A 19,806-nucleotide genomic window follows, 5' to 3' on the forward strand; every position below is an offset into this window, starting at 1 on the left:
AAAGGCGAGGAGGACTACCCACTTCTCGCGGGTCCCGATTGCGCGGTGCGCGGTCTCGCTCCGCTGCTCCGCGTCTTCGATGTCCTCCTCGTCACTTTCAGTAAAGGTCGCCTTGCCCGGCTCGGCATAGGGCCCAATGGGCATTCCCCTGGACCGAGCGGCCCAGCCCCGGTGCGGCGGGCACTACGACTATCGCGGGAAGACAGCCACCGGGCAGTGGGCGTGGTGCAGCACGGCGTGCGTGACCCGGCCCAGCGGGGCTCCCGGGGCGTGCGTGTGTGTGCGAGCACCCATGACGAGGAGATCGGCGTGCGCGGACGCCTCGACCAGCGCACCGGCCGGGGAGGGAACCTGCACCACATCGTCGCTGACCGTGAGACCCGGGAACTCCTCCCGGACCGCACCGACGATCCGGGTACTCGCGGTGGCCGCCGCCTCCGCGACCTCACGCACCGCCTCGATCATGGGCGCGGTGCTCTCCAGGTACTGGATGAGCGTCCAGGCGCTCAGCAACCGCAGCGACGCCTTCCGGCGCCCTGCCATCGTCGCCGCGAAGCGTACTGCCGGGAGATCCGCCTCGTCCCGTACGCCCACCAGGACGACCCCCTTGGCGGGCTGCTCGGGGCCTCGCACCACCACTACCGGTACGTGCGCACGGGCTGCCACCTTGAGTCCGACGGAACCCAGCAGCAGTGCGGCGAATCCGCCGAGCCCCCGGGAGCCGACGACGATTGTCCCGTCCTCTCCCGCGGCTTGCAGCAGGCTCTTCGCGGCGCTTTCCTGGCTGACCGCGGTGGTGACGGCCAGATCCGGCACGCGGTCGGTGGCCTGCTTCGCCGCCTCGTCCACAAGGCTTGAGGCCGAGTCGAGCAGGCGCCGAACGGCGTCGGGGACCACTGTGCCTCCCCAGCCGTCGATATCGGTGCCGTGCACGATGTGCAGGGGCTGATTCCGGGTGGCGGCCTCCTCGGCGGCCCACAACACCGCCGGTGCGGCACCGGCCGAGCCGTCCGTGCCCACGACCACGGGACCGTCCGCCAGGCCGCTGACCGGGCGCGTCGCCATGAGAGCCTCCTCGCAGATCTTTCGTCGCACGTGGTTCAGCTGGGCTTGCCGACCTCGATACGGCGGGCAGTGGTGGTGCGCTCACCCAACGGGGCCGTCACGGTGAGGATGCCCTTGTCGTAGCTCGCGGAGATGTCGTCTTCCCTGACCCCCTCGGGCAGGCTGATACTCCGCGTGAAGGAGCCGTAGCGGAATTCCGAGCGTTCCTTGGTCGTCTCCTCCTCGGAGCGTTCGGCGTGGATGGTGAGGACGCCGGTACGGTCGAGGGTGATCTCCACGTCCTTGTCGGGGTCCACCCCCGGCAGTTCCGCGCGCACGGTGTATGTGCCGCTCTCCTGGGACTCCTCGATCCGGATGAGGTGTGCCTCCGGGGAGAAGGGGCTGAAGGGGAACCTCCGGCGTTCGATGGCGTTCATGTCCAGCCTCCTGGTCTGTCCCTCTCACCATCGCGCAGGAGCGACGCACCGCGCATGGGCCGTATGACCCATGAAGGGCGTACGACCTGCCCAAGGCGCACCGAGCGGTCCCCGCAGGGACCGACCGGCAGGTGGCCGCCTTCACTCCCGAGGAGTGCCGCCCTCTCCGGCCCGCTGCCGCGCCGCCCACCGGCGTCGTACCGCGTCCTCGTGCTCGCTCTGTTCCAGGGCGAGGCCGACGCGGGCGAGGGCCTGTTCCAGGCGGGGGATCCAATGGCGTCGCAGGGCGCGGACCCGCTGACGGGTGCTCAGCAGTTCGGCGCCGACGATCCGGGTGGCCGCCCGCGCCGCGGCGTACTCGGCGGCCGCCCGCACCGCCTCACGGTAGGCGGCCTCGGCTCGCACCAGGGCTGTGTTCCCCGGGGAGGCCGAGGTGGGGGCTCGGCTCGGAATCACGCACCTGGTCCCGGAGGGATACCGCACTCCCACGGCTGACGCCTCATCGACGGTGACGTCTGCCCTGCCGACGCCCGCCGCTGCCGCGGCGAGGGCCTGCTCACCGCCCTGGAGAAGGCCCCTGAGCAACCAGGTCTCCGCCTGCCGCAGCTGTTCGTGCCATCGCTGGGCACTGGTCTCCTCGACCTGGAGGAGGAGCCGGTGGCGCGTACGCAGGATGCGCGACTTCTGTTCGAGGAGGTCGGCTCCTCGGAGGGCGACGTCCAGGCCGTGCCGCAGACGCAGACGGGTGGCACGGGAGGGAGGGGTGCGGGGCGCGGTGGTCACTCTGCCGCCCTCCGCTCGTGGTTCTCCGCCGATGCCTGCCGGGGAGTCTCCGTGAGCGTCTCCTTCGCGCCGTGTGTGTCGAGCAGTTCGGTCGGGAGCATGGAGAGCTGGCTGCGGGGCAGCGTGAGCAGCACCTGCCAGGCGCTCTCCAACGTCTCGTCCAGTGGCCGTAGTTCGTCGCTTCCTTGGTTCACGAAGTCCCGTAGAAACGCCTCGTCGAAGTCGAGGTACCGGCGGTCGGTCCGGCTGAGCCCCGACTGTCCCACCAGGTCGGCGAGTTCTCGGACCTGCCGTGCCCGGGCGAGCGCGGCGATCAGCTGTGCCGCGACGTCGAGGTGGTCGGGGCGGGTGCGGCCGGGGCCCGCGCCCTTGCGCATCAGGCGGGACAGCGAGGAGAGGGCGTCCACGGGTGGGTAGATGCCCCGGGCGTGCGTCTCGCGGGAGAGCACGATCTGGCCTTCGGTGATATAGCCGGTCAGGTCCGGGACCGGATGGGTGATATCGCCCGCGGGCATCGTCAGGACCGGAAGCACGGTGACGGATCCGGGCCGTCCACGGATCTTTCCGCAGCGTTCGTAGAGCGAGGCGAGATCGCTGTAGAGGTAGCCGGGATAGGCCCGGCGGGCCGGGACCTCGCCGCGGGCGGCGGAGACCTCGCGCAGCGCCTCGGCGTAGCTGGTCATGTCGGTCAGCACCACGAGCACATGGCGGCCGCCGGTGAACGCGAGGTGCTCGGCGACGGTCAGCGCGACGCGCGGGGTGAGGATGCGTTCGATCACCGGGTCGTCGGCGGTGTTGAGCAGCAGGACGAGCTCGCCCGCGGCGGAGCGCTCCTCCAGGGCGTCCCGTACGAAAGCGGCGTCCGGGTGGGTGAGGCCCATGCCGGCGAACACGACACTGAACGCCTCGCCGCCGCCGGCAGCGGCCTGGGCGGCGATCTGGGCAGCCAGCTCGAGATGAGGCAGTCCGGCCACGGAGAACACCGGCAGCTTCTGCCCGCGCACCAGAGTGGTCAGCGCGTCAACGGCACCCACACCCGTGAGCACCGGTTCGGACGGTGGTTCCCGCCGTACCGGGTTGATCGGGTTGCCGCTCACCGCCGCGTCGGCCTCCCCGAAGACCGGCGGACCGCCATCGATCGGCTCACCACGGCCGTTGCAGACCCGGCCCAGCCAGCCGGGACCGACCGGGACGCGCAGCGGTGCCCCGGCGAAGGCCATCCGGATGCGGTCCGGGTCCATGCCGGTGGTGTCCTCCAGTACCTGCACGACGGCGAGTTCACGGTCCACCTCCAGGACGAGGCCGTGCCGCTGCTCGCCCGAGTCCAAGGTGATCCGTACGAACTCGTCCCAGCCGACTCCCGACACCCCCTCCACGACGGCGAGCGGACCGCGCAGCTCGCGCACCGCTGTGTACTCGATCTCGCCCCACGCGGTCACTGTCGTTGCCCTCCCGCCCCGCCGAACACCCCACAGCCGCCGGGGACTTCGCCGCGCCCGCTCACCGCACCTCCCGGAGCCTGGCGAGCATGGTGTCCCGCCGTGCCGCCACCCCGGCGGCATCATGCGGGCCGACCTCCTCGCGTGTGCGGAGCAACGGCCCGAAGTCCACCTCCTCGACAGCCGCCGCGGGTACACCCGCATCGACCAGCTCCCGGCAGCGGCCGACGACGGCGAGCACGGCATCGACCAGCGCCGCGGTCTTGCCGGCACCGCAGTACGCGTCCTGGGCGGACAGCGCGCTCTGCTGGAGCACCGCCTCGCGCACCAGCCGCCCGGCGAGCACGGTGATCCGTTCCTGGGCGGGCAGCGCGGTGATGCCGATCAGGTCGACGAGGTCGGCCAGCCGGTCCGCCTCGCCCAGCAGCGCGGCGACCCGGTCGCGCCGGGTGGCCCAGGCCGGATCTCCCGCGGCCGTCCGCTGGGCGGTCAGCGCCGCCGCGTCACGGGAGAACGACCCCGACCAGGAGACGGCCGGATAGTGGCGGGCGTAGGCGAGGTCGCGGTCCAGCGACCACAGACCGCGTACACATCGCTCGGTGTGCGCGGTGACCGGCTCGGTCAGGTCGCCACCGGGCGGGGAGACCGCGCCGATCACAGTGACCGACCCCCGCTCGCCGCCCAGTGTGACCACTGCCCCGGCCCGCTCGTAGAACGCCGCGATCGCCGAGGCGAGGTCGGCGGGGTACCCCTCCTCCGCGGGCAGCGCGCCGGTACGGGAGGCGAACTCGCGCAGCGCCTCGGCCCACCGCGACGTCGAGTCGGCGATGACGACGACATCGAGCCCCATGTCCCGGAAGTACTCGGCGACCGTGGCACCCGTGTAGATGCCGGCCTCGCGCGCCATCATCGGCATGTTGGAGGTGTTGGCGACGATCACCGTCCGGTCCGCCAGCCGTCCGCCGGTGCGGGGGTCCTCCAGTGCGGAGAGCTCGGCGATGACATCGGCCATCTCGTTGCCGCGCTCCCCGCAGCCGACGTAGACGATCACGTCGGCGTCGCACCACTTCGCGATCTGCTGCAACAGCACGGTCTTGCCCGTGCCGAAACCGCCCGGCACGGCGACCGTGCTGCCCCGGGCGACCGGAAAGAGCAGATCGATCACCCGCTGCCCGGTGTTCAGTTGCGTCGGCTCGCTGCCACGCTCGCGCACCGGGCGCGGCCGCCGTACGGGCCATGAGGCGCCGATGCGCACATCGGTGCCGCCGACGACGGCCACCACCGCGTCCTGCGGAAGGTGCCCCTCGGGAACGATCCGCTCCACCACACCGCCGGAGCCCGGTGGAACCAGGACCCGCACCGGTACCGGGCCCGCTCCCGGGAGGTCGCCCAGCACCTCGCCCTCCGTGACTCGGGCCCCCGTTTCCGTACGCGGCACGAACGACCACGTCCGCGCACCGTCTCCGGCTCGCGCCGCACCGGGGAGCAGCCACTCCCCGCCGCCGGACAGCGGGCGCAACAGACCGTCGAAGACCCCGCCGAGCAAGTGCGGGCCGAGCCGCGCGGAGAGCGGACCGCCCCGAGGGCACGCGGTATCCCCGGGAGCGAGTCCGCCGGTGTACTCGTACGCCTGCACGGTGACGACGCCGCCGCTGATCGCTACCACCTCGCCGGGCAGTCCGGCCTCGCCCAGCGAGACCAGGTCGTACATCGCGGTCCCGTCGGCGTACTCCATCTCGACCAGCGGGCCGGCGACGCGCAGGACGCGGCAGGAGCGGCCCGGTTGCCGCCGCCGCGGGGACGTCTCGCCGGGCCGGGACCCCTCAGTCGCATCGTCGTCGGCGGTCCCTAGCGTTCCCACAGCGCCTCCGCCGCGGTGCCGAGCCGGTCCAGCGCGCGTGCGGCCAGGGCGTCCAGCGTGCAGTCGACGCGACATCCCGGGGCGTGTGCCACCACGCCTCCAGCGGGATGTTCGGTCACCTGCGCGTCCGGTCCGAGCAGGTGGCGGGCGCGGCAGGTCAGGCGGTCCAGCAAGGACGGGTATCCGGCCGAGTGCCGTAGTGCCCTGACCCGGTCGACGGCCCGCAGGCGCAGCTCCTCGTACGCCTCCCGGCGCGCCGTCAGCTCGCGCGCTCTGGCCGTACGGCGTGCCCGCACGAGGACGGAGCGGCCGACCGCCGCCCCCTCCGCCTCACCCTGCCGGCGCGCACTCTCCACGATCGCCAGTGCTTCGGCCCGAGCCTCCTTGAGCAGGGCCGCGGCCTCCTCATCCGCCCGGGCGAGGAGCGCCCCGGCCTCGGCGTGGGCGGCACGGAGCAGCTCGCCGCGCACCGGCTCCAGTGCCGCTGCTGTCCGATCGGATGCCGGCGTCCTCACGGCGGCATCACCACGGTCAGCGGCGGGACGCGTTCGAGCAGCGCCGGGCCCAGGACGGCGGCCGCCGCCGGAGAAAGGATCACCAGCTCCGCCCCCCGCACGTCCTGCCACGCCTCCCGGACCGTGTCCGGCTCCTCGGCCACGATGACGTCGACCCCGGCCAGCGCCAGCCCCGCCACCCGCACCTGCTCGCCGATGGCGGCCACGCTTCCCACGGTCACGCCTTGCCGATGAGGAGGATCGCGACGACCAGGCCGTAGATGGCGATGCCCTCGGCAAGGCCGACGATGACCATCGCCCGGCCGAAGAGTTCGGGTCGTTCGCTGAGCGCCGCCAGCGCCGCGGCCCCGGTGTAGGCGACGGCGATCGATGCCCCGATCGACGCTCCGGCCACCGCGATCGCGGCCCCGATCAGCGCGGCGGAGCCGGAGCCGGAGTTCTGCGCGGCCGCCGCGGTGGTGGCGGCCTGCGCGGACCCGTCACTGAACGCCACGGTCAGCAGCGCCGCCGCGCCCACGAGCAGGAGCGCATCGGCGGCGACCACCCAGCGCAGCGCCGTTCGCCCGGACCGGCGCAGCAGCGGCCGGGTGACGGCGAAGACCACCGCGACGACCGGCAGAGCGATGAGCCAGGTGATCACTGCGCCACCTCCGTGTGCTGTACGGGCAGGTGCCAGGGGCGGAACGGACGGCCCTGGCTCTCGAAGACGCGGGAGAACAGTTCGTAGAACTCGAGGCGCAGCGCCTGCACCCCGGCGATCAGCGCCTCCAGCGCGAACGCGAGGGCGTTGCCGAGGACGAAGACTGCCACCGCCGCCGGCAGCGCCACCGCCCCCATGCGAGCCAGTCCCGTGGTCCCGTCCCACACGATCGAGCCGAGCGCGGCATGAGTGAGTCCGAAGGCCGCCAGCCGGGTGAAGGAGAGGACGTTCGATCCGAGTCGCACCACCACGTCGTAGAGCTGGACACCGGTCTGGGCGACGCCGCCCGGACCACCGGCAGTGGCCCCGTACAGCCCGGCCCCCGCCAGTACGAGACCGGTGAGAGCGATCGCCGCGCCGGCGAGCGCGAAGCCGGTGCGGCCCAGAACGACGGCGCCGACTGTCACGCCGAGCCCGAGGAAGAGCACCGCCCCCGCGATGCCGGAGGCCGCGTACAGGGCGCTCGCCGCCCCGTTCTCCCGCCAGCGGTTGACGGTCCCCGCACCGTACGCCAGCGCGAGCAGCACCGCGCCGAGACCGACGGCACCGGCCAGCAGCCGTACGGGCTCCTCCAGTGGGTTCAGCCAGAGCACGGGCAGCACCCCGGTCGGGCCGAAGAACTCGCCGTACGCGATACCGGCAAGCGTGGCGGCCAGCCCGGCCCCGGCGACGAACGGCCACAGCGGGTGCAGCCACGTCATGCGCCGGGGCCGGCCGAGACGCAGCAGCAGTCCGGCGAGCAGCAGCAGCGCACCGTGCCCGGCGTCGCCGAACATCACGCCGAACATCGCCACGTAGACGATGCCGGCGGGCAGGGTGGGATCGAGGTCGGCATAGGGCACGGTCCCGTACGTCCGGACCAGGGGCGTGAACGAGCGGTGCACCGCACCGGTGCTGCGCAGCAGGGTCGGCGGATCGATGCCACGAGGTGTCCGCAGCGGTACCAGCGCACCTCCCGCACCGGCGATGCGCTCGGCGGTCGCGGGGACTTCGGCGGCCGGGCACCAGCCGGCGAGTGCGGCGACGGCCCCGCGCCGGACCGTGCCGGCGAGGCGCTCCTCCAGCTGTGCCTCGCCCGCCAGCAGATCCGTACGCCCGGCCCGCTCCAGCGCGTCGAGGTCGGGCGGGCGGGCGCTGAGGACCGCGCCCTCCTGCTCACCGGGTGCCCGCCGCAGCCGGCGGGCGGCCGAACCAGGTTCTCCCGGCCCGACGTCGTCGATCCGGTCGATCTCGACGCAGCCCGCCTCGGCGATCCGGACGAGGGTTTCCCGCAGCGCCTCGCGCGGGGCGACGATCGCCACCCGCTGCATACGGACCGGAATCACGGCCTGCATACGGCCAGGGGCCACGGGGCGGGCGAGCCGGCGCCGCGCCCCGCGCGCCGCGTCAGCCAGGACCATCGGACACCTCCGCCGGTCTGCCGCCCCGCGCGGCCAGTTCCAGCGCACCCCGCACGCGCCATGCGTCCGCGGACAGCTCCGCGACGGCGCCGATCACCGGCGCGGAGCTCATCCGGGATCCGCGCAGCAGCCCCGCCCCGTTCCGCCGCAGCTGGTCCCACCACCGCGCCTCTGCCCGCCACAGGTCCGCCGCGTCGTCGACCCCGTCGAGGGCCCAGCGTGCGGTGTCCGGCAAACGCTGCCGGAAGTCGGCGAACGACGCGGCACCTACCGCCCCGGAGCCGAGCAGCCGGCCCGCGTGCCGGGCGGACGGCTCCGCCAACCGGCGGCCGACGACGAACACTTCACGGCCGACCAGCAGCGCGAGCCGCCCCGCCGCCCAGCGCGCGGCCTCCGGAACGGCGGACGCGGTCCGTACGGCGGCGGAGATCCGCATACCGGTGGCCACCGCAGCCGGTGACTCTGCCCCCGGGTCACCCCAGACGGAAGAGGCCAGCGCGGCCCGCAACTCGGCCGGCGATCCGGTCCGGGCCAGCCGTGGCCAGGCGGTCGCCAGTGTGCCGAGCCGATAGGGCCGGACCGGCTGGGGGAGCGGCGTACCCGACACCGTACGAAGGTGGTCCTCCACATTGGCGATTTCGAACCCTGAGGCGAGCAGCCGGACGACGTTCGCCCCGCCGCGGGGCAGCCAGCCCGCCAGCACCCGCAGGTGCCACAACAGGGTTGCCGCGACCGCCCGTTGAGCGTCGGACAGCGAGGCATCGGGCTCGAGGTCGCGCCGGTAGGCCGTGGCTCCCAGGTGGCGCAGGGCGGCATCGAGGGTGGATGCCTCGGCCACCTCCCGGACACCCGCGGTGCCCAGGCACCGGGACAGCATGGCCCTGGCCCGGGTGACGCCGGCCACCCATCCGGCACCCATCACGGGCTCCCCGCGCCCGACGCCCCGGGCGCCGCCGGCGCGGTGCCGCCCGGATCGTCGAGTTCCGCCCTCACCAGCGCGGACACGCGATCGACGAGTTCAGGCATCCGTGCCTCCGCCTGCCGGCGCACCGCACACACCTCGCGCTCCGCCGAAGCGAGCAGCTCGGCGGACTCAGCCTCGGCAGCACGGCGGACCCGGTCGGCGCTCTCCGCCCGTACGCCCTCGGCACGAGCCCGCGCCTGCGCCACGATCTCCTCGGCCTCGCGCTCGGCTCCGCGTCGCCTCTCCTCAGCCGTGAGCGCGGCCTGCTCCCGTACGGCCCGTGCCTCGGCCTCGGCCTGCTCCAGCAGAGAAAGCGGCGGCTCCAGTTCGGCCGAGAGCTCAGCAGACCGGTCGGCGGGCACGCCCCCGGGGGCCGCCCGACCGGGCGGCCCAGCCAGGCGGAACCGCATCAGGAAGTCCCGGAATCCCGCCACCAGCTCTCCTCACGGATCAGCCCCCGATTCAAGTCTCCACAGGGGGTGTGCCCCTGTCGCGCCGGGTTGCGCCGTCTCCGGAGCCGGCGGCCGGCCGGCCATGTGCCGGTCGTCCGTCCGGCGGACGCTCCGGCCACAGCCGGGCCTGCGAGCGCATGACCACATGCCCGAGGCCGGACACCCCGCACACGATCAACAGGTCCGTGAGCGGCAGCGCCTCCGTACCCAGCAGCGCTTGCAAGGGCGGCAGACAGACGCCCGCCGCCTGGAGGCTCAGTGCCGCTCCCACAGCGACCAGCAGGAACGGATTGGCCAGACCGTCGGGACGCGCCCCTGCCGGCTCGTGTCCCCCGTCCCTCCGACGGTACGCAGCGACCAGGGCGCCGGGCAGGGCCGACCGGTCCGGCGGAACGGGGCCGCTCAGGACCGTATGCCCGGCTGGCCGGGGACCAGATCCGGTGGCGATGCGGCGGCATCCGGTGGCGATGCGGCGGCGCGGCGCGGTCCGAGTCCGCTCGCCTGCGGCGGTCGTGCTGTTGAGCCACTCGCTTTCGCCGCCCCGACCCGCTGGTCACCGGTGCTGCCCGGAGCCTGCCTGCGGTGGGCCGAGCCCAGCTCTCTGAGCCCGGAGCGACCCGGCGGCGGCCACCGGCCAGGTGAGCCCTCTCCCCGAGGCTGTTCGGCCCACCCCACCGCGCCGAACAGCCCCTGTACCGAGCACCGTCCGCGTGCGCACTCTGGAGGTGACCCCACAGCCCCGACGGTCCGCAGCCCACCACCGGAGACCCGGGAGGGACAGCCATGACCACGACGCCCTTGCCCTTGCTCAATGCACTCCCCGCGGAGGGGCGCGCTCGCCTGATGCAGTTCGCCGAGGCAGTGTCGTTTCCGGCAGGGACACGGATCTTCGAAGAACGCGGCCGCGCCGACCGCTTCTGGATCATCCGCACCGGCTCGGTCAACCTCGACGTCCAGGTGCCGCGCCACCGGCCGGCCGTCGTCGAGATGCTCGGCCACGGCGATCTGCTCGGGTGGTCGTGGCTGGTACCGCCGCACTCCTGGCGGATGGGAGCCGAGGCGTTCACCCCTGTGCGGGCGGACGAGTTCGACGCCGTGGCGGTACGAACCCTGTGCGAGGAAGATCCGGTACTCGGCCTGGCGGTCACCCGCCGGGTCCTCGACGTCGTCGCGCACCGCCTCCAGGCCACGCGGCTGAGGCTGCTCGACATGTACGGCCCCGGAGCAAGCACGATGCCGGCCCCACCGTGAACGCCGCTGGGCGATGTACCGCATGCGTACCCAGGGGTACCGCATGCGTACCCGGGGACATTCCCTTCCCCGGTCTCCTTCCCGATGTGAGAGAGGTGGTGGGGACGATGCCGCCCCCCTTGGTCGTCGGTGTGGACGGTTCGGATGCCGGCTTCCTGGCGCTCGACTGGGCGGTGGACGAGGCGGCACTCCACGAACTGCCGCTGCGCCTGGTGCATGCCTCCCGATGGGAACGGTATGAGGGTAGGGCGCCTTCGCTGATTCTCAAACGCCCCGCCGAACAGGTCCTGGCCGACGACATCGTCGGAGCCGCGGTCGAACGGGCCGTCCTGCGGAACGGAGACGTCGACCTCTCCGTGCAGGTTCTCGGGGACGACCCGGAGACCGTACTGCTGCGTGAAGCCGACCATGCGTCGGCGCTGATCCTGGGGTCACGCGGCCGCGGAGCGTTCACCGCGCTGTTGCTCGGCTCGGTCGGATGGGCCGTCGCCTCCAGGGCCCGGTGCCCCGTGATCGTGGTACGTGGAGACGGGGCGGGCCTCGCAGGGACACATGACCGCATCCTTCTCGGCATCGGTGACTCACCCCAAGGCTCGGAGGCCGTCCGGTTCGCTTTCCGGGAAGCGGCGGCTCGTGGCTGCACCCTCGACGCCGTCCGGGCATGGCGTTGCCCGGCGCACGAAAGCGCCGACCACCCTCTGCTCGCCGGAGCTCCCGAGCGCGACCACGAGGAACGGGCATCGGACGTGCTGAACGAGGCACTGCGGGAGACAGCCGGTGAGTTTCCCGCAGTACGGGTACAGCGCGCCACGGTGGAGGGTCCGGCCCATGAGGTGCTGGCACGCCGCTCCGCCACAGCAGATCTGCTGGTGATCGGAGCACGGCGCCGTCAGACGCACCTGGGGTTCCGGCTGGGGCGTGTGGCGCACGCCACTCTGCACCTCGCGGAGTGCCCTGTCGCCGTCGTGCCACAGCCGATACGAAGCGCCGTCTACGGGAGTGCACCGAGCAGGAAAGTGGGCCTCGGCTTCGGAGGAAGCGAAGCAGCGAGGAAGTGAAGCTCCTATGCGGGTACGTGAAGTGATGCGCACGCCGGTGGTCACGGTCGCTCCCGACACCACACTGGCGGAGACCGCGCAGCGGATGGGGGAGTGCGTCGTCGGATGCGTCGTGGTGATGTCCGGTCCGGCGGTCCACGGCGTGGTCACCGACCGGGACCTGACGGTGCGCGGGCTCGCCGCCGGGGCGAGTGCGACTTCGCCCGTCAGCAACGTGATGACGGCGCCGGTCCACACCGTCCGGGCGGACGACGATGTGGACGAGGCGTACCACACCATGCGCCGGACGGGCGTGCGCCGACTGCCCGTCGTGGACGGCGGCCGGCTCATCGGACTGGTGGCGCTCGACGACCTGCTCCTGGATGTGGCACGACGCCTCGATGAGCTGCTCGGACCTCTGTCGTGGTGCGCACTGGCCGAGCCGCCCGGCCCACCGCACTCGGCGGACCGGGCGGACCAGGCGGACCGGGGCCGGGCGCCCGGACTCTGAATCCCGCGCGCTCGGCCCACCTCCACACTGCGGGGGGGCGGTGCTGACCACGCCATCTACGATGCACGCGACGCGAATTGGGTATGCGCGCTCGCCGCTCAGGGCATCTCGTACCCTTCACCCGCAGCCTCGGGGCCGAGCCGGCGGCGACCTGCCCAGGAGCACGGGCAGCAGTCGGCACCGGGGTCAGTCCGTCCCGAGCATCTTCCGCATCTGGGTGATCTCCGCGGTCTGGGCAGTGATGATGTCGTCGGCGAGCTTCTTGGCCGGGCCGTATGTTCCCTGCCTCTTCTCGGTCCTGGCCATCTCGACGGCGCCTTCATGATGCTTGATCATCATGGTCAGGAACATGGTGTCGAAGGCTTTGCCGGAGGCACCGCGCATGTCGTCCATCTCGTGGTCGTCCATCATGCCGGGCATGTGCGAGGCGTCACCGTGACCCATCCCGTTCATGCCTTGGGGGACCTTTTCGCCCCAGGCGGTCAGCCAATTGGACATGGTCGCGATCTCTGGGTCCTGCGCCTTTTGGATCTTGGAGGCGAGGGCCTTGATGTCGCTGGACGAGGCCCGCGACAGGGCCATGTCGGCCATGGCGATGGCTTGGCGGTGGTGCGGAATCATTCCTTGGGCGAAGGTGACGTCTGCCTGGTTGTGCTCGCCTGCAGGGGCCGAGGCGGACGCGGCAGGGGTGGACGCGGCAGGGGTGGACGAGGTGCCGGCCTGAGCGGTGTCGTCATTCCCGCCACAGGCGGTGAGGACGAGCGCGGCAATCGCTGCGGCGGCGGCCAGGATGCTCCGACGGGGCAGGGTACGGCGGGTCTTGTTCATGGTTGGCGAACTCCTGGGATCGAGGGGGATCAGGAGATACCTGTATGTGATGAGGGGCAGTTCCGGACGATGCCGCGCCGCAGAGGCGAAGCCCGGATCCGCGGGAGTCGGAGCGCGCCGGCAGGGCGGAGCGCGCCGACCGGTCGGCCCGTACAGCAGGCAGGTCCGGCGCCGCGCGTGCCGGCTGGTCCTGTGATTCTTGCGGGTCGATTCTTGCGGGTCGCGGCCGCTCATGGCCCGCTCCTGGCCCGGGGTGCCCGCTGTCCGTAGGGCGAGTCGTAGAGGGTGTCGACGGCGGCGTGGACCAGGACTGCGGTGGTGATGGTGGCACCCCACAGGCCCCAAGCGCCGACGGTCGGCCGGGAGCCGGGCATCAGGTCCGGCCGGGCGGCTGACGTTCTTGTGTGCCTCGTCATTGCCGGCGTTCCTCCGCGCCGGCCCGCGCACAGGTGCCGATGGTCCTGGGCCGTTGGGCCGGTCAGCCCCTGCGCGGTAGGGGTGGCGGCGGGCGAGGCTGGAGGGGAGCGAGCACGCAGGGAGGGCGGTCTGCCATGGGTGTCGCCGATGTGGTTGTGGTGATCTCCGCCGCGGTGCTGATCGCCGGGCTGGGCTGGTTCTTCTTCGGTCCGCGTCGGGTCCGTGCCGCACGGCTGGAGGGTGGGGTGCAGCGGGTCGAGGTGACGGTGCGCGGCGGTTACCGCCCTGACGTCATCAAGGTCCGTCAGGGGGTGCCGGTGGAGCTGGTCTTCGACCGGCAGGAGAGCGGGGAGTGCACCTCCCGGGTGGTCTTCCCCGACCTGCGGATCAGCGCCGGCCTTCCGGCGTACGCACGGACCACCGTGCGCGTCAGCCCGGACCGGGCCGGCGCGTTCGGTTTTGCGTGCGGGATGAACATGATCCACGGAACGCTGCTGGTCGAACCGGACGGCGGCACGCCCTCGGGGGGTGAGGGCCGGGCGGCGGGCACCGCGGTGGCCGGTGGGCCGGTGAGCGGTGTGCCGGGCAGTGAGGCCACGGCGGCCGAGGCGGAGGCGGCGGAGTCCGCCGAACGGCGGGCGGAGATCGCCGACTTGACCCGACGGGTCGCCGTCGGCACGGTGCTCACGCTGCCGGTGCTCTTCGCGGTGATGGCCGACTCGCTGTTCCACGCGGGCTGGGTGCCCGGCTGGCTGCTGAACCACTGGCTGCAGCTGGCGCTGATCACGCCGGTGATGTTCTACACCGGGTGGCCGATCCACTCGACCGGCTGGCTGATCCTGAAGCACCGCGGCGCGGACATGAACTCACTGATCACCTTGGGTACCTGCGCCGCGTACGGCTACAGCCTGCTGGTCACCCTCGCCCCCGGTCTGCTGCCGAGCGAGGTGCGGGAGGTGTACTTCGAGGCGGTCGGGGTGATCCTGACGCTGATCCTGCTCGGCAGGCTGCTGGAGGCACGGGCCAAGGCCGGTACCGGGGAGGCCATCCGCGCGCTGCTGGGTCTGCGGGCCCGTACCGCACGCGTGGTCCGCGACGGGGTGGAGACCGAGATCCCGGTGGAGGAAGTGGCCGTCGGTGACGAGGTGGTGATCCGTCCCGGGGAGAAGGTGCCGGTCGACGCGGAGGTCCTGACGGGCTCCTCGGCAGTGGACGAGTCGATGGTCACCGGCGAGCCGATGCCCGTCACCAAGCGCGCCGGGGACACGGTCATCGGTGCCACGGTCAACACCACCGGGTCGTTGCGGGTGCGCGCGAGCAAGGTCGGTGCCGACACCGTGCTCGCGCAGATCATCCGCCTGGTGCAGCAGGCCCAGGCGTCCAAGGCCCCCATTCAGCGGCTCGCCGACGCGGTCTCCGCCTACTTCGTGCCCGCCGTGATCGCCATCGCGATCGGCACCTTCGCGCTCTGGTTCACCGTCGGCCCGGCCCCGGCCGTGACACTCGCGCTGGTCTCCGCCGTCGCGGTCCTGATCATCGCCTGCCCCTGCGCGCTCGGGCTCGCCACCCCGCTGTCGGTCATGGTCGGCACCGGCAAGGGCGCCCAGGCGGGCATCCTCATCCGCTCCGCCGAAGCCCTGGAGACCGCCCACAAGCTCGACACCGTGGTCCTGGACAAGACCGGGACGGTCACCGAGGGCAAACCCGTCCTCACCGACATCCGCACGGCCGGCGGAAGCTTCGACGAGGCCGGGCTGCTGACGCTGGTCGCGGGGGCCGAGGCCGACAGCGAGCACCCGCTGGCGGGTGCGATCGTCGCCGGCGCCCGCAGCCGCGGCATGACCCTGCCCGCGGCGAGTGACTTCGGCTCGGTCACCGGTAAGGGCGTGCGGGCCACCGTCGACGGCCGCGCCGTCCTGGTCGGTACCGCGCACCTGCTGGCCGACGCCGGCATCGACACCACCACGCTGAGCCCGATCGCGGCCGAGCTGTCCGCCCAGGGCAAGACCCCCGTCCTCGCCGCCGTCGACGGCCACGTGGCCGGAGTGCTCGCCGTGGCCGACACCGTCAAGCACGACTCCGCCCCGGCCATCGCAGCCCTGCAACGGCTGGGCATCGAGACCGTCATCATCACCGGCGACAACGCCCGCACCGCCGCCGCGGTCGCCGCCCAGGCGGGCGTGGGCCGCGTCCTGGCCGAGGTGCTGCCCGAGCACAAGGCGGACGAGATCCGCCGTCTGCAGGGCGGGGGCCGCACGGTGGGCATGGTCGGCGACGGCATCAACGACGCCCCCGCCCTCGCCGCCGCCGATGTGGGGCTGGCGATCGGCACCGGTACCGACGTGGCGATCGAAGCCGCCGACATCACCCTCATCTCCGGCTCCCTCGGCGGCGTGGTCACCGCCATCCGGCTCTCGCGCGCCACCATGCGCAACATCCGGCAGAACCTGTTCTTCGCCCTGATCTACAACGCCGTCGGCGTCCCTCTCGCCGCCGGAGCCCTGTACCCGCTGTGGGGCATCCGCCTCAGCCCCGTCATCGCCGCCGCCGCGATGGCCCTCAGTTCCCTCTCCGTGGTCACCAACGCCTCCCGCCTGCGCCGATGGCGCACGACACCACTGCCGACCGCCACGTCTCGATCCGTCGAACCCCGAGTGGAATCCGCCGCCGGCCGAGCGCCTGCCCACCCCGGGACAGCGGCCGGGCGGAAGCATCGGCCGGGCACCGAGACGACGGCGACAGACCCGGTCTGCGGCATGCGCCTGGACCCGGCAACCGCCGCTGAACGGCGCATCACCTCCACCGGCACCCACCTCTTCTGCTCCACGCACTGCGCCACAGCCTTCGACGCCGACCCCGATCGCTACCGCACACCAGCCGTGGGCGGAACGCCCGAAGGAGGAGGGGAGCACAGATGACGGCCACTTCCGGCCACTTTCGGCCACGCACATGTCCCTGCCCCGGACCCGGCATCGAGCGCAACACCACCCGGATACGCCGACCACCTCGCCCGGCTTCACAAGATCGAGGGCCAGGTACGCGGGGTGATCCGCATGGTGCGGGGTGACCCGCAGTGGTGCCGGGGAAGGCGGCGATCTCGGCGCCCAGCTCGGACTGACCGCCCGTGCCCTGCGAGAGGGCTGCTCTCCGTACGGTCAGCCCTGGACCGGCCGTCCCGTACCGAGGCCGGGCAGAGTTGCGCCACGCCGGTTGCGCATCACTGGACCCCCCCTTGCGCACCGATCCGGGGCCCGACGGCGCGCACCGGGGATCGGTGCGACACTGGCCGGGTAGGTGGCCGGCCTGCTCATCGGGAGGTTGCCGTGAGCGACTTCGAACGCCATGCCGCTGCAAAGGAAGCCCGCCGCGCCATGCCGGCCCGGCCCTGGACGCCGAACGAGGAGCGCCGCCAGGAGATGCTGCGGCGCTATCTCGGTGCGGTGGCACACGCCGCGTCGTCGAGGACCTCCGAACGGGCCGCAGGGCCGGGCGGGGCCGCGGCGACCGAGGCCGAGCCGGAAGCGGCCACGCCGCCCCGGCCGGAACAGCAGGCTGCCGCCCCCGTCCCCGTCCCCGCCCCACCACGAGTACGCGACGTCATGAGCGTGCCGGCCGTCTCGGTCCCGGGCGACATGCCGTACCTCGACGTCGCCCACACGCTCGCCCGCGAGCACGTCAGCGCCGTTCCCGTAGTCGATGCCGAGGACCATGTGCTCGGCGTGGTGTCCGAGTCCGACCTGCTGGCAAAGGCCGCTGTCATGGCCGCCCCGCACCCGCCCGGCCCCCTCGGCAGGCTCCGGGAGCATCACCTCTACGAGAAGAGCCGGGGAGAGACCGCGGCCACCCTTATGACCTATCCCGCGGTCACGGTCCGTCCCGGAGATCTGGTGGCCGATGCCGCCTGGACCTCAGCGCGCTCGCGCCTGAAGCGGCTGCCCGTCACCGACTACCACGGCCGGCTGGTCGGTGTCGTGAGCCGGATCGACCTGCTCCGGGCCCTCGTCCGCAACGACGCCGACATCCGCGAGGAGATCGTGTCCCGGATCATCCGGGAGGAATTCCTCCTCGACCCCGCCGGCTTCGAGGTGACGGTCGAGAACGGCCTGGTGACCGTGAGAGGCACGCTGGACAGCGAACTCGTACCGAAGTTGCTGGAATCGATCCAGGAGATCGAGGACGTGGTGGATGTGGCCGATCACCTCAGGATTTAACCGGTCACCGGCCGTTCGGGGACCAACCGCGTCTGCTGCCGGCGTCCACCGGCAGCCGCCGTCCGAAGGAGATGTTTCATCTGCTCGGGTCTGCGGTGCCGTCCGCTCCGTGCTGTTTCTGCTGCTCCGGATCGCTCTCGGCGGCGACGACGTTGTCCTTCACGAGCAGGAACTGTCGGGGGTGACGGAGATCGAGTCGATGCCGGCGCTTACCAGGATGCGGGCGAAGTCCGGGTCGTCCCTGACACCCTTTGCCGGTGGAGTCATGCTGGGGAGGGGAAGGGCGAGGCATGCGGGAGCGGCCGGGAGGTGACGATGGTTCCAGCGGAAACGCGCCGGCCGATCGTGGTCGGTGTCGCCCCGGAATCCTCCAGGCGGATGGCTGTTGCCTGGGCGGTGGACGAAGCGGCCCGCCGCCATGTTCCCTTGCGCCTGGTCCATGCCGCAGGGGCGCCTACCGTCTACCGGCAGACGGCGGTGCGGCCGTCCTGGGCGGAGTGGAGCCAGGCGTTGCACGAGGGCGGTGAGCGGGTGCTCGAAGAGGCGGTGGCTTTTGTCGAGGCCCGGCAGCCGCAGGTGGAGGTCTCCGGAGTGCTGGCCGAGGGGAGTCCGGCGTGGGTGCTGCGGGAGGAGGCAGGCGAGGCCGCCGTGGTAGTGCTGGGTTCCTACCACCTGGGCCGGGTCAAGGAGGTGTTCAGCTCGGTCGCGGTCGCGCTGCCGGTGATGGCGCACGCCCGCTGCCCGGTGGTCGTGGTGCCCGAAGCCGAGCACGTCACCCAGCAGCCGCCGTATGTCGTTGTCGGGGTCGACGGCAGTCCGCATTCAGCGGCCGCCGTCGACTTCGCCTTCCAGGAGGCCGCCCTGCGCGGTGCTGTCCTGCGGACCCTGTACGTGCGGCAGCCGCACCGGTTCGGTGTGCTGGACGCGCCGGCCATGGAGCAGGCATGCCGCAGCCTGCTGGCCGAGACCGTGGCCGGCCGTACCGCGACGTACCCCGAGGTGGAGCTGCACCATGAGGTCGTCACCGGCCACCCCGTGGAAGAGCTCACCAAGGCCTCCGCCCACGCACTGGCCCTGGTGGTGGGAACCCGGGGGCACGGAGGCTTCACGGGCATGCTGCTCGGCTCCGTGAGCCAGGGGGTGCTCCCCTACGCACACTGTCCCGTCATCGCCGTCCCCTGTTCCCCGGGGCCCGCTACCTGAGCGTAGGCACGAGCCCGCCGGCGCCGCCTAACGGGTGGGGAACGATCCCGGTACCCTGCGGGACGCGTCGACCACGTCCGCCAGCGCCCCCAACTGCACGGACAGGTACGAGAAGAGGTCGTCGAAGGAGACCATGCCCACCAGCCGCTTGTGGTCCACGACAGGCAGGTGGCGGATCTTGATCGATTGCATGGCGTGCAGTGCGACGGTGACGGGTGTGCCGGCGTCGACGGTCACCGGGTCGGCGGACATGACCGTCTCGACCTTCAGCTGAGGCGACAACCCGTGGGCCATTGCCCGGACGACCAGATCTCGGTCGGTGACCATGCCGATCACTTCCTCGCCCTGTACCACGGGCAGTGCGCCCACTCCCGCGTCAGCCATGTGACGAGCCGCTTCCTCCAAGGAGGCATCGGGCGGCACGCTGGCCGGCGGTGAACTCATGGCGTACTTGATCTCCATCGCCATCCCTGTTCCCTTCCCCGAGTGGCTCCCTCCGCCCGAGTCTCTGACCAAGCCGGCACCTACCAGCTTGGGAGATCGGGAGCCGGCCTGCCATCCGAGCGGCGCGGTGATCGTGCCGATCAGAGCCAAGTCCACGACGGCAGCACCGTGCATCATCCCCTCATGGGGAGCAATGCTCCCGTTGCTGCGATCAGGACGAGCACGGTCCGGCTTCGCCTTTCAGTGACTGAGTGACTACTCGATCCCTTGTCTCGGGGGTTTCGCGAACGGTGACGCCTTCGTTGCACA

Annotated in this window: 22 protein-coding genes; 7 read left to right on the forward strand and 15 right to left on the reverse strand. The window is 72.3% G+C overall.

Features of this window, described 5'->3' with window-relative positions; all coding sequences use genetic code 11:
• Positions 1 to 189 precede the first annotated feature (189 nt).
• The 12 genes from ACFY12_RS10720 to ACFY12_RS10775 form a co-directional block, all read right to left on the reverse strand.
• The gene (locus ACFY12_RS10720; RefSeq protein WP_390715406.1) at positions 190 to 1,065 is read right to left on the reverse strand and encodes a universal stress protein; all 876 of its coding nucleotides are present in this window, start codon (positions 1,063 to 1,065) and stop codon (positions 190 to 192) included.
• A 35-nt stretch (positions 1,066 to 1,100) separates the two neighbouring features.
• Positions 1,101 to 1,481: an Hsp20/alpha crystallin family protein gene (locus ACFY12_RS10725; RefSeq protein ID WP_390715407.1), complete on the reverse strand. Its 381-nt coding sequence runs from the start codon at positions 1,479 to 1,481 to the stop codon at positions 1,101 to 1,103.
• A 141-nt stretch (positions 1,482 to 1,622) separates the two neighbouring features.
• Positions 1,623 to 2,264, reverse strand: a complete 642-nt coding sequence (locus tag ACFY12_RS10730; RefSeq protein ID WP_390715408.1) for a V-type ATP synthase subunit D — start codon at positions 2,262 to 2,264, stop codon at positions 1,623 to 1,625.
• On the reverse strand, positions 2,261 to 3,703 hold the full coding sequence (locus tag ACFY12_RS10735) for a V-type ATP synthase subunit B (protein ID WP_390715409.1): 1,443 nt from the start codon (positions 3,701 to 3,703) through the stop codon (positions 2,261 to 2,263). The genes ACFY12_RS10730 and ACFY12_RS10735 overlap by 4 nt, the downstream gene beginning before the upstream one ends.
• Before the next feature lie 61 nt (positions 3,704 to 3,764).
• Positions 3,765 to 5,564 (reverse strand): V-type ATP synthase subunit A, encoded by a 1,800-nt coding sequence (locus tag ACFY12_RS10740; RefSeq protein ID WP_390715410.1) that lies wholly within the window; start codon positions 5,562 to 5,564, stop codon positions 3,765 to 3,767.
• A complete protein-coding gene (locus tag ACFY12_RS10745) occupies positions 5,552 to 6,079 on the reverse strand; it encodes a hypothetical protein (protein WP_390715411.1) in 528 nt (175 codons plus the stop codon). Before ACFY12_RS10745 ends, ACFY12_RS10740 begins: the two co-directional genes overlap by 13 nt.
• The gene (locus ACFY12_RS10750; protein ID WP_390715412.1) at positions 6,076 to 6,300 is read right to left on the reverse strand and encodes a hypothetical protein; all 225 of its coding nucleotides are present in this window, start codon (positions 6,298 to 6,300) and stop codon (positions 6,076 to 6,078) included. The genes ACFY12_RS10745 and ACFY12_RS10750 overlap by 4 nt, the downstream gene beginning before the upstream one ends.
• Positions 6,297 to 6,719 carry an ATP synthase subunit C gene (locus tag ACFY12_RS10755; protein ID WP_390715413.1) on the reverse strand — a complete coding sequence of 141 codons (423 nt, stop codon included), beginning with the start codon at positions 6,717 to 6,719 and terminating at the stop codon, positions 6,297 to 6,299. Before ACFY12_RS10755 ends, ACFY12_RS10750 begins: the two co-directional genes overlap by 4 nt.
• Complete coding sequence (locus ACFY12_RS10760) at positions 6,716 to 8,179, reverse strand: V-type ATPase 116kDa subunit family protein (RefSeq protein ID WP_390715414.1); 1,464 nt, start codon at positions 8,177 to 8,179, stop codon at positions 6,716 to 6,718. Before ACFY12_RS10760 ends, ACFY12_RS10755 begins: the two co-directional genes overlap by 4 nt.
• Positions 8,166 to 9,098 carry a V-type ATPase subunit gene (locus ACFY12_RS10765; RefSeq protein ID WP_390715415.1) on the reverse strand — a complete coding sequence of 311 codons (933 nt, stop codon included), beginning with the start codon at positions 9,096 to 9,098 and terminating at the stop codon, positions 8,166 to 8,168. Before ACFY12_RS10765 ends, ACFY12_RS10760 begins: the two co-directional genes overlap by 14 nt.
• Positions 9,098 to 9,577 carry a hypothetical protein gene (locus ACFY12_RS10770; RefSeq protein ID WP_390715416.1) on the reverse strand — a complete coding sequence of 160 codons (480 nt, stop codon included), beginning with the start codon at positions 9,575 to 9,577 and terminating at the stop codon, positions 9,098 to 9,100. Before ACFY12_RS10770 ends, ACFY12_RS10765 begins: the two co-directional genes overlap by 1 nt.
• A 28-nt stretch (positions 9,578 to 9,605) precedes the next feature.
• Entirely contained in the window at positions 9,606 to 9,866 is a 261-nt protein-coding gene (locus ACFY12_RS10775; protein ID WP_390715417.1) for a hypothetical protein, read from the reverse strand.
• Between the two features lie 512 nt (positions 9,867 to 10,378).
• On the opposite strand from ACFY12_RS10775, the gene ACFY12_RS10780 reads away from it, so the two are divergent.
• The 3 genes from ACFY12_RS10780 to ACFY12_RS10790 all read left to right on the forward strand — a co-directional run bounded on the left by ACFY12_RS10780 (position 10,379) and on the right by ACFY12_RS10790 (position 12,394).
• Complete coding sequence (locus tag ACFY12_RS10780) at positions 10,379 to 10,846, forward strand: cyclic nucleotide-binding domain-containing protein (RefSeq protein WP_390715418.1); 468 nt, start codon at positions 10,379 to 10,381, stop codon at positions 10,844 to 10,846.
• A 107-nt stretch (positions 10,847 to 10,953) separates the two neighbouring features.
• Positions 10,954 to 11,904: a universal stress protein gene (locus ACFY12_RS10785; protein WP_390715419.1), complete on the forward strand. Its 951-nt coding sequence runs from the start codon at positions 10,954 to 10,956 to the stop codon at positions 11,902 to 11,904.
• 7 nt (positions 11,905 to 11,911) lie between these two features.
• Positions 11,912 to 12,394: a CBS domain-containing protein gene (locus tag ACFY12_RS10790; RefSeq protein ID WP_390715420.1), complete on the forward strand. Its 483-nt coding sequence runs from the start codon at positions 11,912 to 11,914 to the stop codon at positions 12,392 to 12,394.
• Between the two features lie 186 nt (positions 12,395 to 12,580).
• Here the strand turns inward: ACFY12_RS10790 and ACFY12_RS10795 are convergent, their stop codons facing one another.
• Together ACFY12_RS10795 and ACFY12_RS10800 are read right to left on the reverse strand one after the other, a co-directional pair.
• Positions 12,581 to 13,222, reverse strand: a complete 642-nt coding sequence (locus ACFY12_RS10795) for a DUF305 domain-containing protein (protein ID WP_390715421.1) — start codon at positions 13,220 to 13,222, stop codon at positions 12,581 to 12,583.
• 230 nt (positions 13,223 to 13,452) lie between these two features.
• Entirely contained in the window at positions 13,453 to 13,638 is a 186-nt protein-coding gene (locus tag ACFY12_RS10800) for a hypothetical protein (protein WP_390715422.1), read from the reverse strand.
• Between the two features lie 135 nt (positions 13,639 to 13,773).
• Here ACFY12_RS10800 and ACFY12_RS10805 point away from each other — a divergent pair, with 135 nt between their 5' ends.
• The 4 genes from ACFY12_RS10805 (at position 13,774) to ACFY12_RS10820 (ending at position 19,053) form a co-directional block, all read left to right on the forward strand.
• The gene (locus tag ACFY12_RS10805; RefSeq protein ID WP_390715423.1) at positions 13,774 to 16,557 is read left to right on the forward strand and encodes a heavy metal translocating P-type ATPase; all 2,784 of its coding nucleotides are present in this window, start codon (positions 13,774 to 13,776) and stop codon (positions 16,555 to 16,557) included.
• A 405-nt stretch (positions 16,558 to 16,962) separates the two neighbouring features.
• Positions 16,963 to 17,850: a CBS domain-containing protein gene (locus ACFY12_RS10810; RefSeq protein WP_390715424.1), complete on the forward strand. Its 888-nt coding sequence runs from the start codon at positions 16,963 to 16,965 to the stop codon at positions 17,848 to 17,850.
• A gap of 109 nt (positions 17,851 to 17,959) precedes the next feature.
• On the forward strand, positions 17,960 to 18,163 hold the full coding sequence (locus tag ACFY12_RS10815) for a hypothetical protein (RefSeq protein WP_390715425.1): 204 nt from the start codon (positions 17,960 to 17,962) through the stop codon (positions 18,161 to 18,163).
• 2 nt (positions 18,164 to 18,165) lie between these two features.
• Complete coding sequence (locus ACFY12_RS10820; protein ID WP_390715426.1) at positions 18,166 to 19,053, forward strand: universal stress protein; 888 nt, start codon at positions 18,166 to 18,168, stop codon at positions 19,051 to 19,053.
• 27 nt (positions 19,054 to 19,080) lie between these two features.
• Here the strand turns inward: ACFY12_RS10820 and ACFY12_RS10825 are convergent, their stop codons facing one another.
• On the reverse strand, positions 19,081 to 19,521 hold the full coding sequence (locus ACFY12_RS10825) for a CBS domain-containing protein (RefSeq protein ID WP_390715427.1): 441 nt from the start codon (positions 19,519 to 19,521) through the stop codon (positions 19,081 to 19,083).
• Between the last annotated feature and the right edge of the window lie 285 nt (positions 19,522 to 19,806).

The sequence above is a fragment of the Streptomyces sp. NPDC001339 genome, from assembly GCF_042895955.1.
GTDB lineage: Bacteria > Actinomycetota > Actinomycetes > Streptomycetales > Streptomycetaceae > Streptomyces.

What these genes read in the sequence shown, in the direction of transcription:
- ACFY12_RS10720 (WP_390715406.1), bottom strand. Translation starts at nt 1,065, where the DNA reads ATGGCGACGCGCCCGGTCAGCGGCCTGGCGGACGGTCCCGTGGTCGTG.
- ACFY12_RS10725 (WP_390715407.1), bottom strand. Translation starts at nt 1,481, where the DNA reads ATGAACGCCATCGAACGCCGGAGGTTCCCCTTCAGCCCCTTCTCCCCG.
- ACFY12_RS10760 (WP_390715414.1), bottom strand. Translation starts at nt 8,179, where the DNA reads ATGGTCCTGGCTGACGCGGCGCGCGGGGCGCGGCGCCGGCTCGCCCGC.
- ACFY12_RS10765 (WP_390715415.1), bottom strand. Translation starts at nt 9,098, where the DNA reads ATGGGTGCCGGATGGGTGGCCGGCGTCACCCGGGCCAGGGCCATGCTG.
- ACFY12_RS10780 (WP_390715418.1), top strand. Translation starts at nt 10,379, where the DNA reads ATGACCACGACGCCCTTGCCCTTGCTCAATGCACTCCCCGCGGAGGGG.
- ACFY12_RS10785 (WP_390715419.1), top strand. Translation starts at nt 10,954, where the DNA reads ATGCCGCCCCCCTTGGTCGTCGGTGTGGACGGTTCGGATGCCGGCTTC.
- ACFY12_RS10790 (WP_390715420.1), top strand. Translation starts at nt 11,912, where the DNA reads ATGCGGGTACGTGAAGTGATGCGCACGCCGGTGGTCACGGTCGCTCCC.
- ACFY12_RS10795 (WP_390715421.1), bottom strand. Translation starts at nt 13,222, where the DNA reads ATGAACAAGACCCGCCGTACCCTGCCCCGTCGGAGCATCCTGGCCGCC.
- ACFY12_RS10800 (WP_390715422.1), bottom strand. Translation starts at nt 13,638, where the DNA reads ATGACGAGGCACACAAGAACGTCAGCCGCCCGGCCGGACCTGATGCCC.
- ACFY12_RS10805 (WP_390715423.1), top strand. Translation starts at nt 13,774, where the DNA reads ATGGGTGTCGCCGATGTGGTTGTGGTGATCTCCGCCGCGGTGCTGATC.
- ACFY12_RS10820 (WP_390715426.1), top strand. Translation starts at nt 18,166, where the DNA reads ATGGTTCCAGCGGAAACGCGCCGGCCGATCGTGGTCGGTGTCGCCCCG.
- ACFY12_RS10825 (WP_390715427.1), bottom strand. Translation starts at nt 19,521, where the DNA reads ATGGCGATGGAGATCAAGTACGCCATGAGTTCACCGCCGGCCAGCGTG.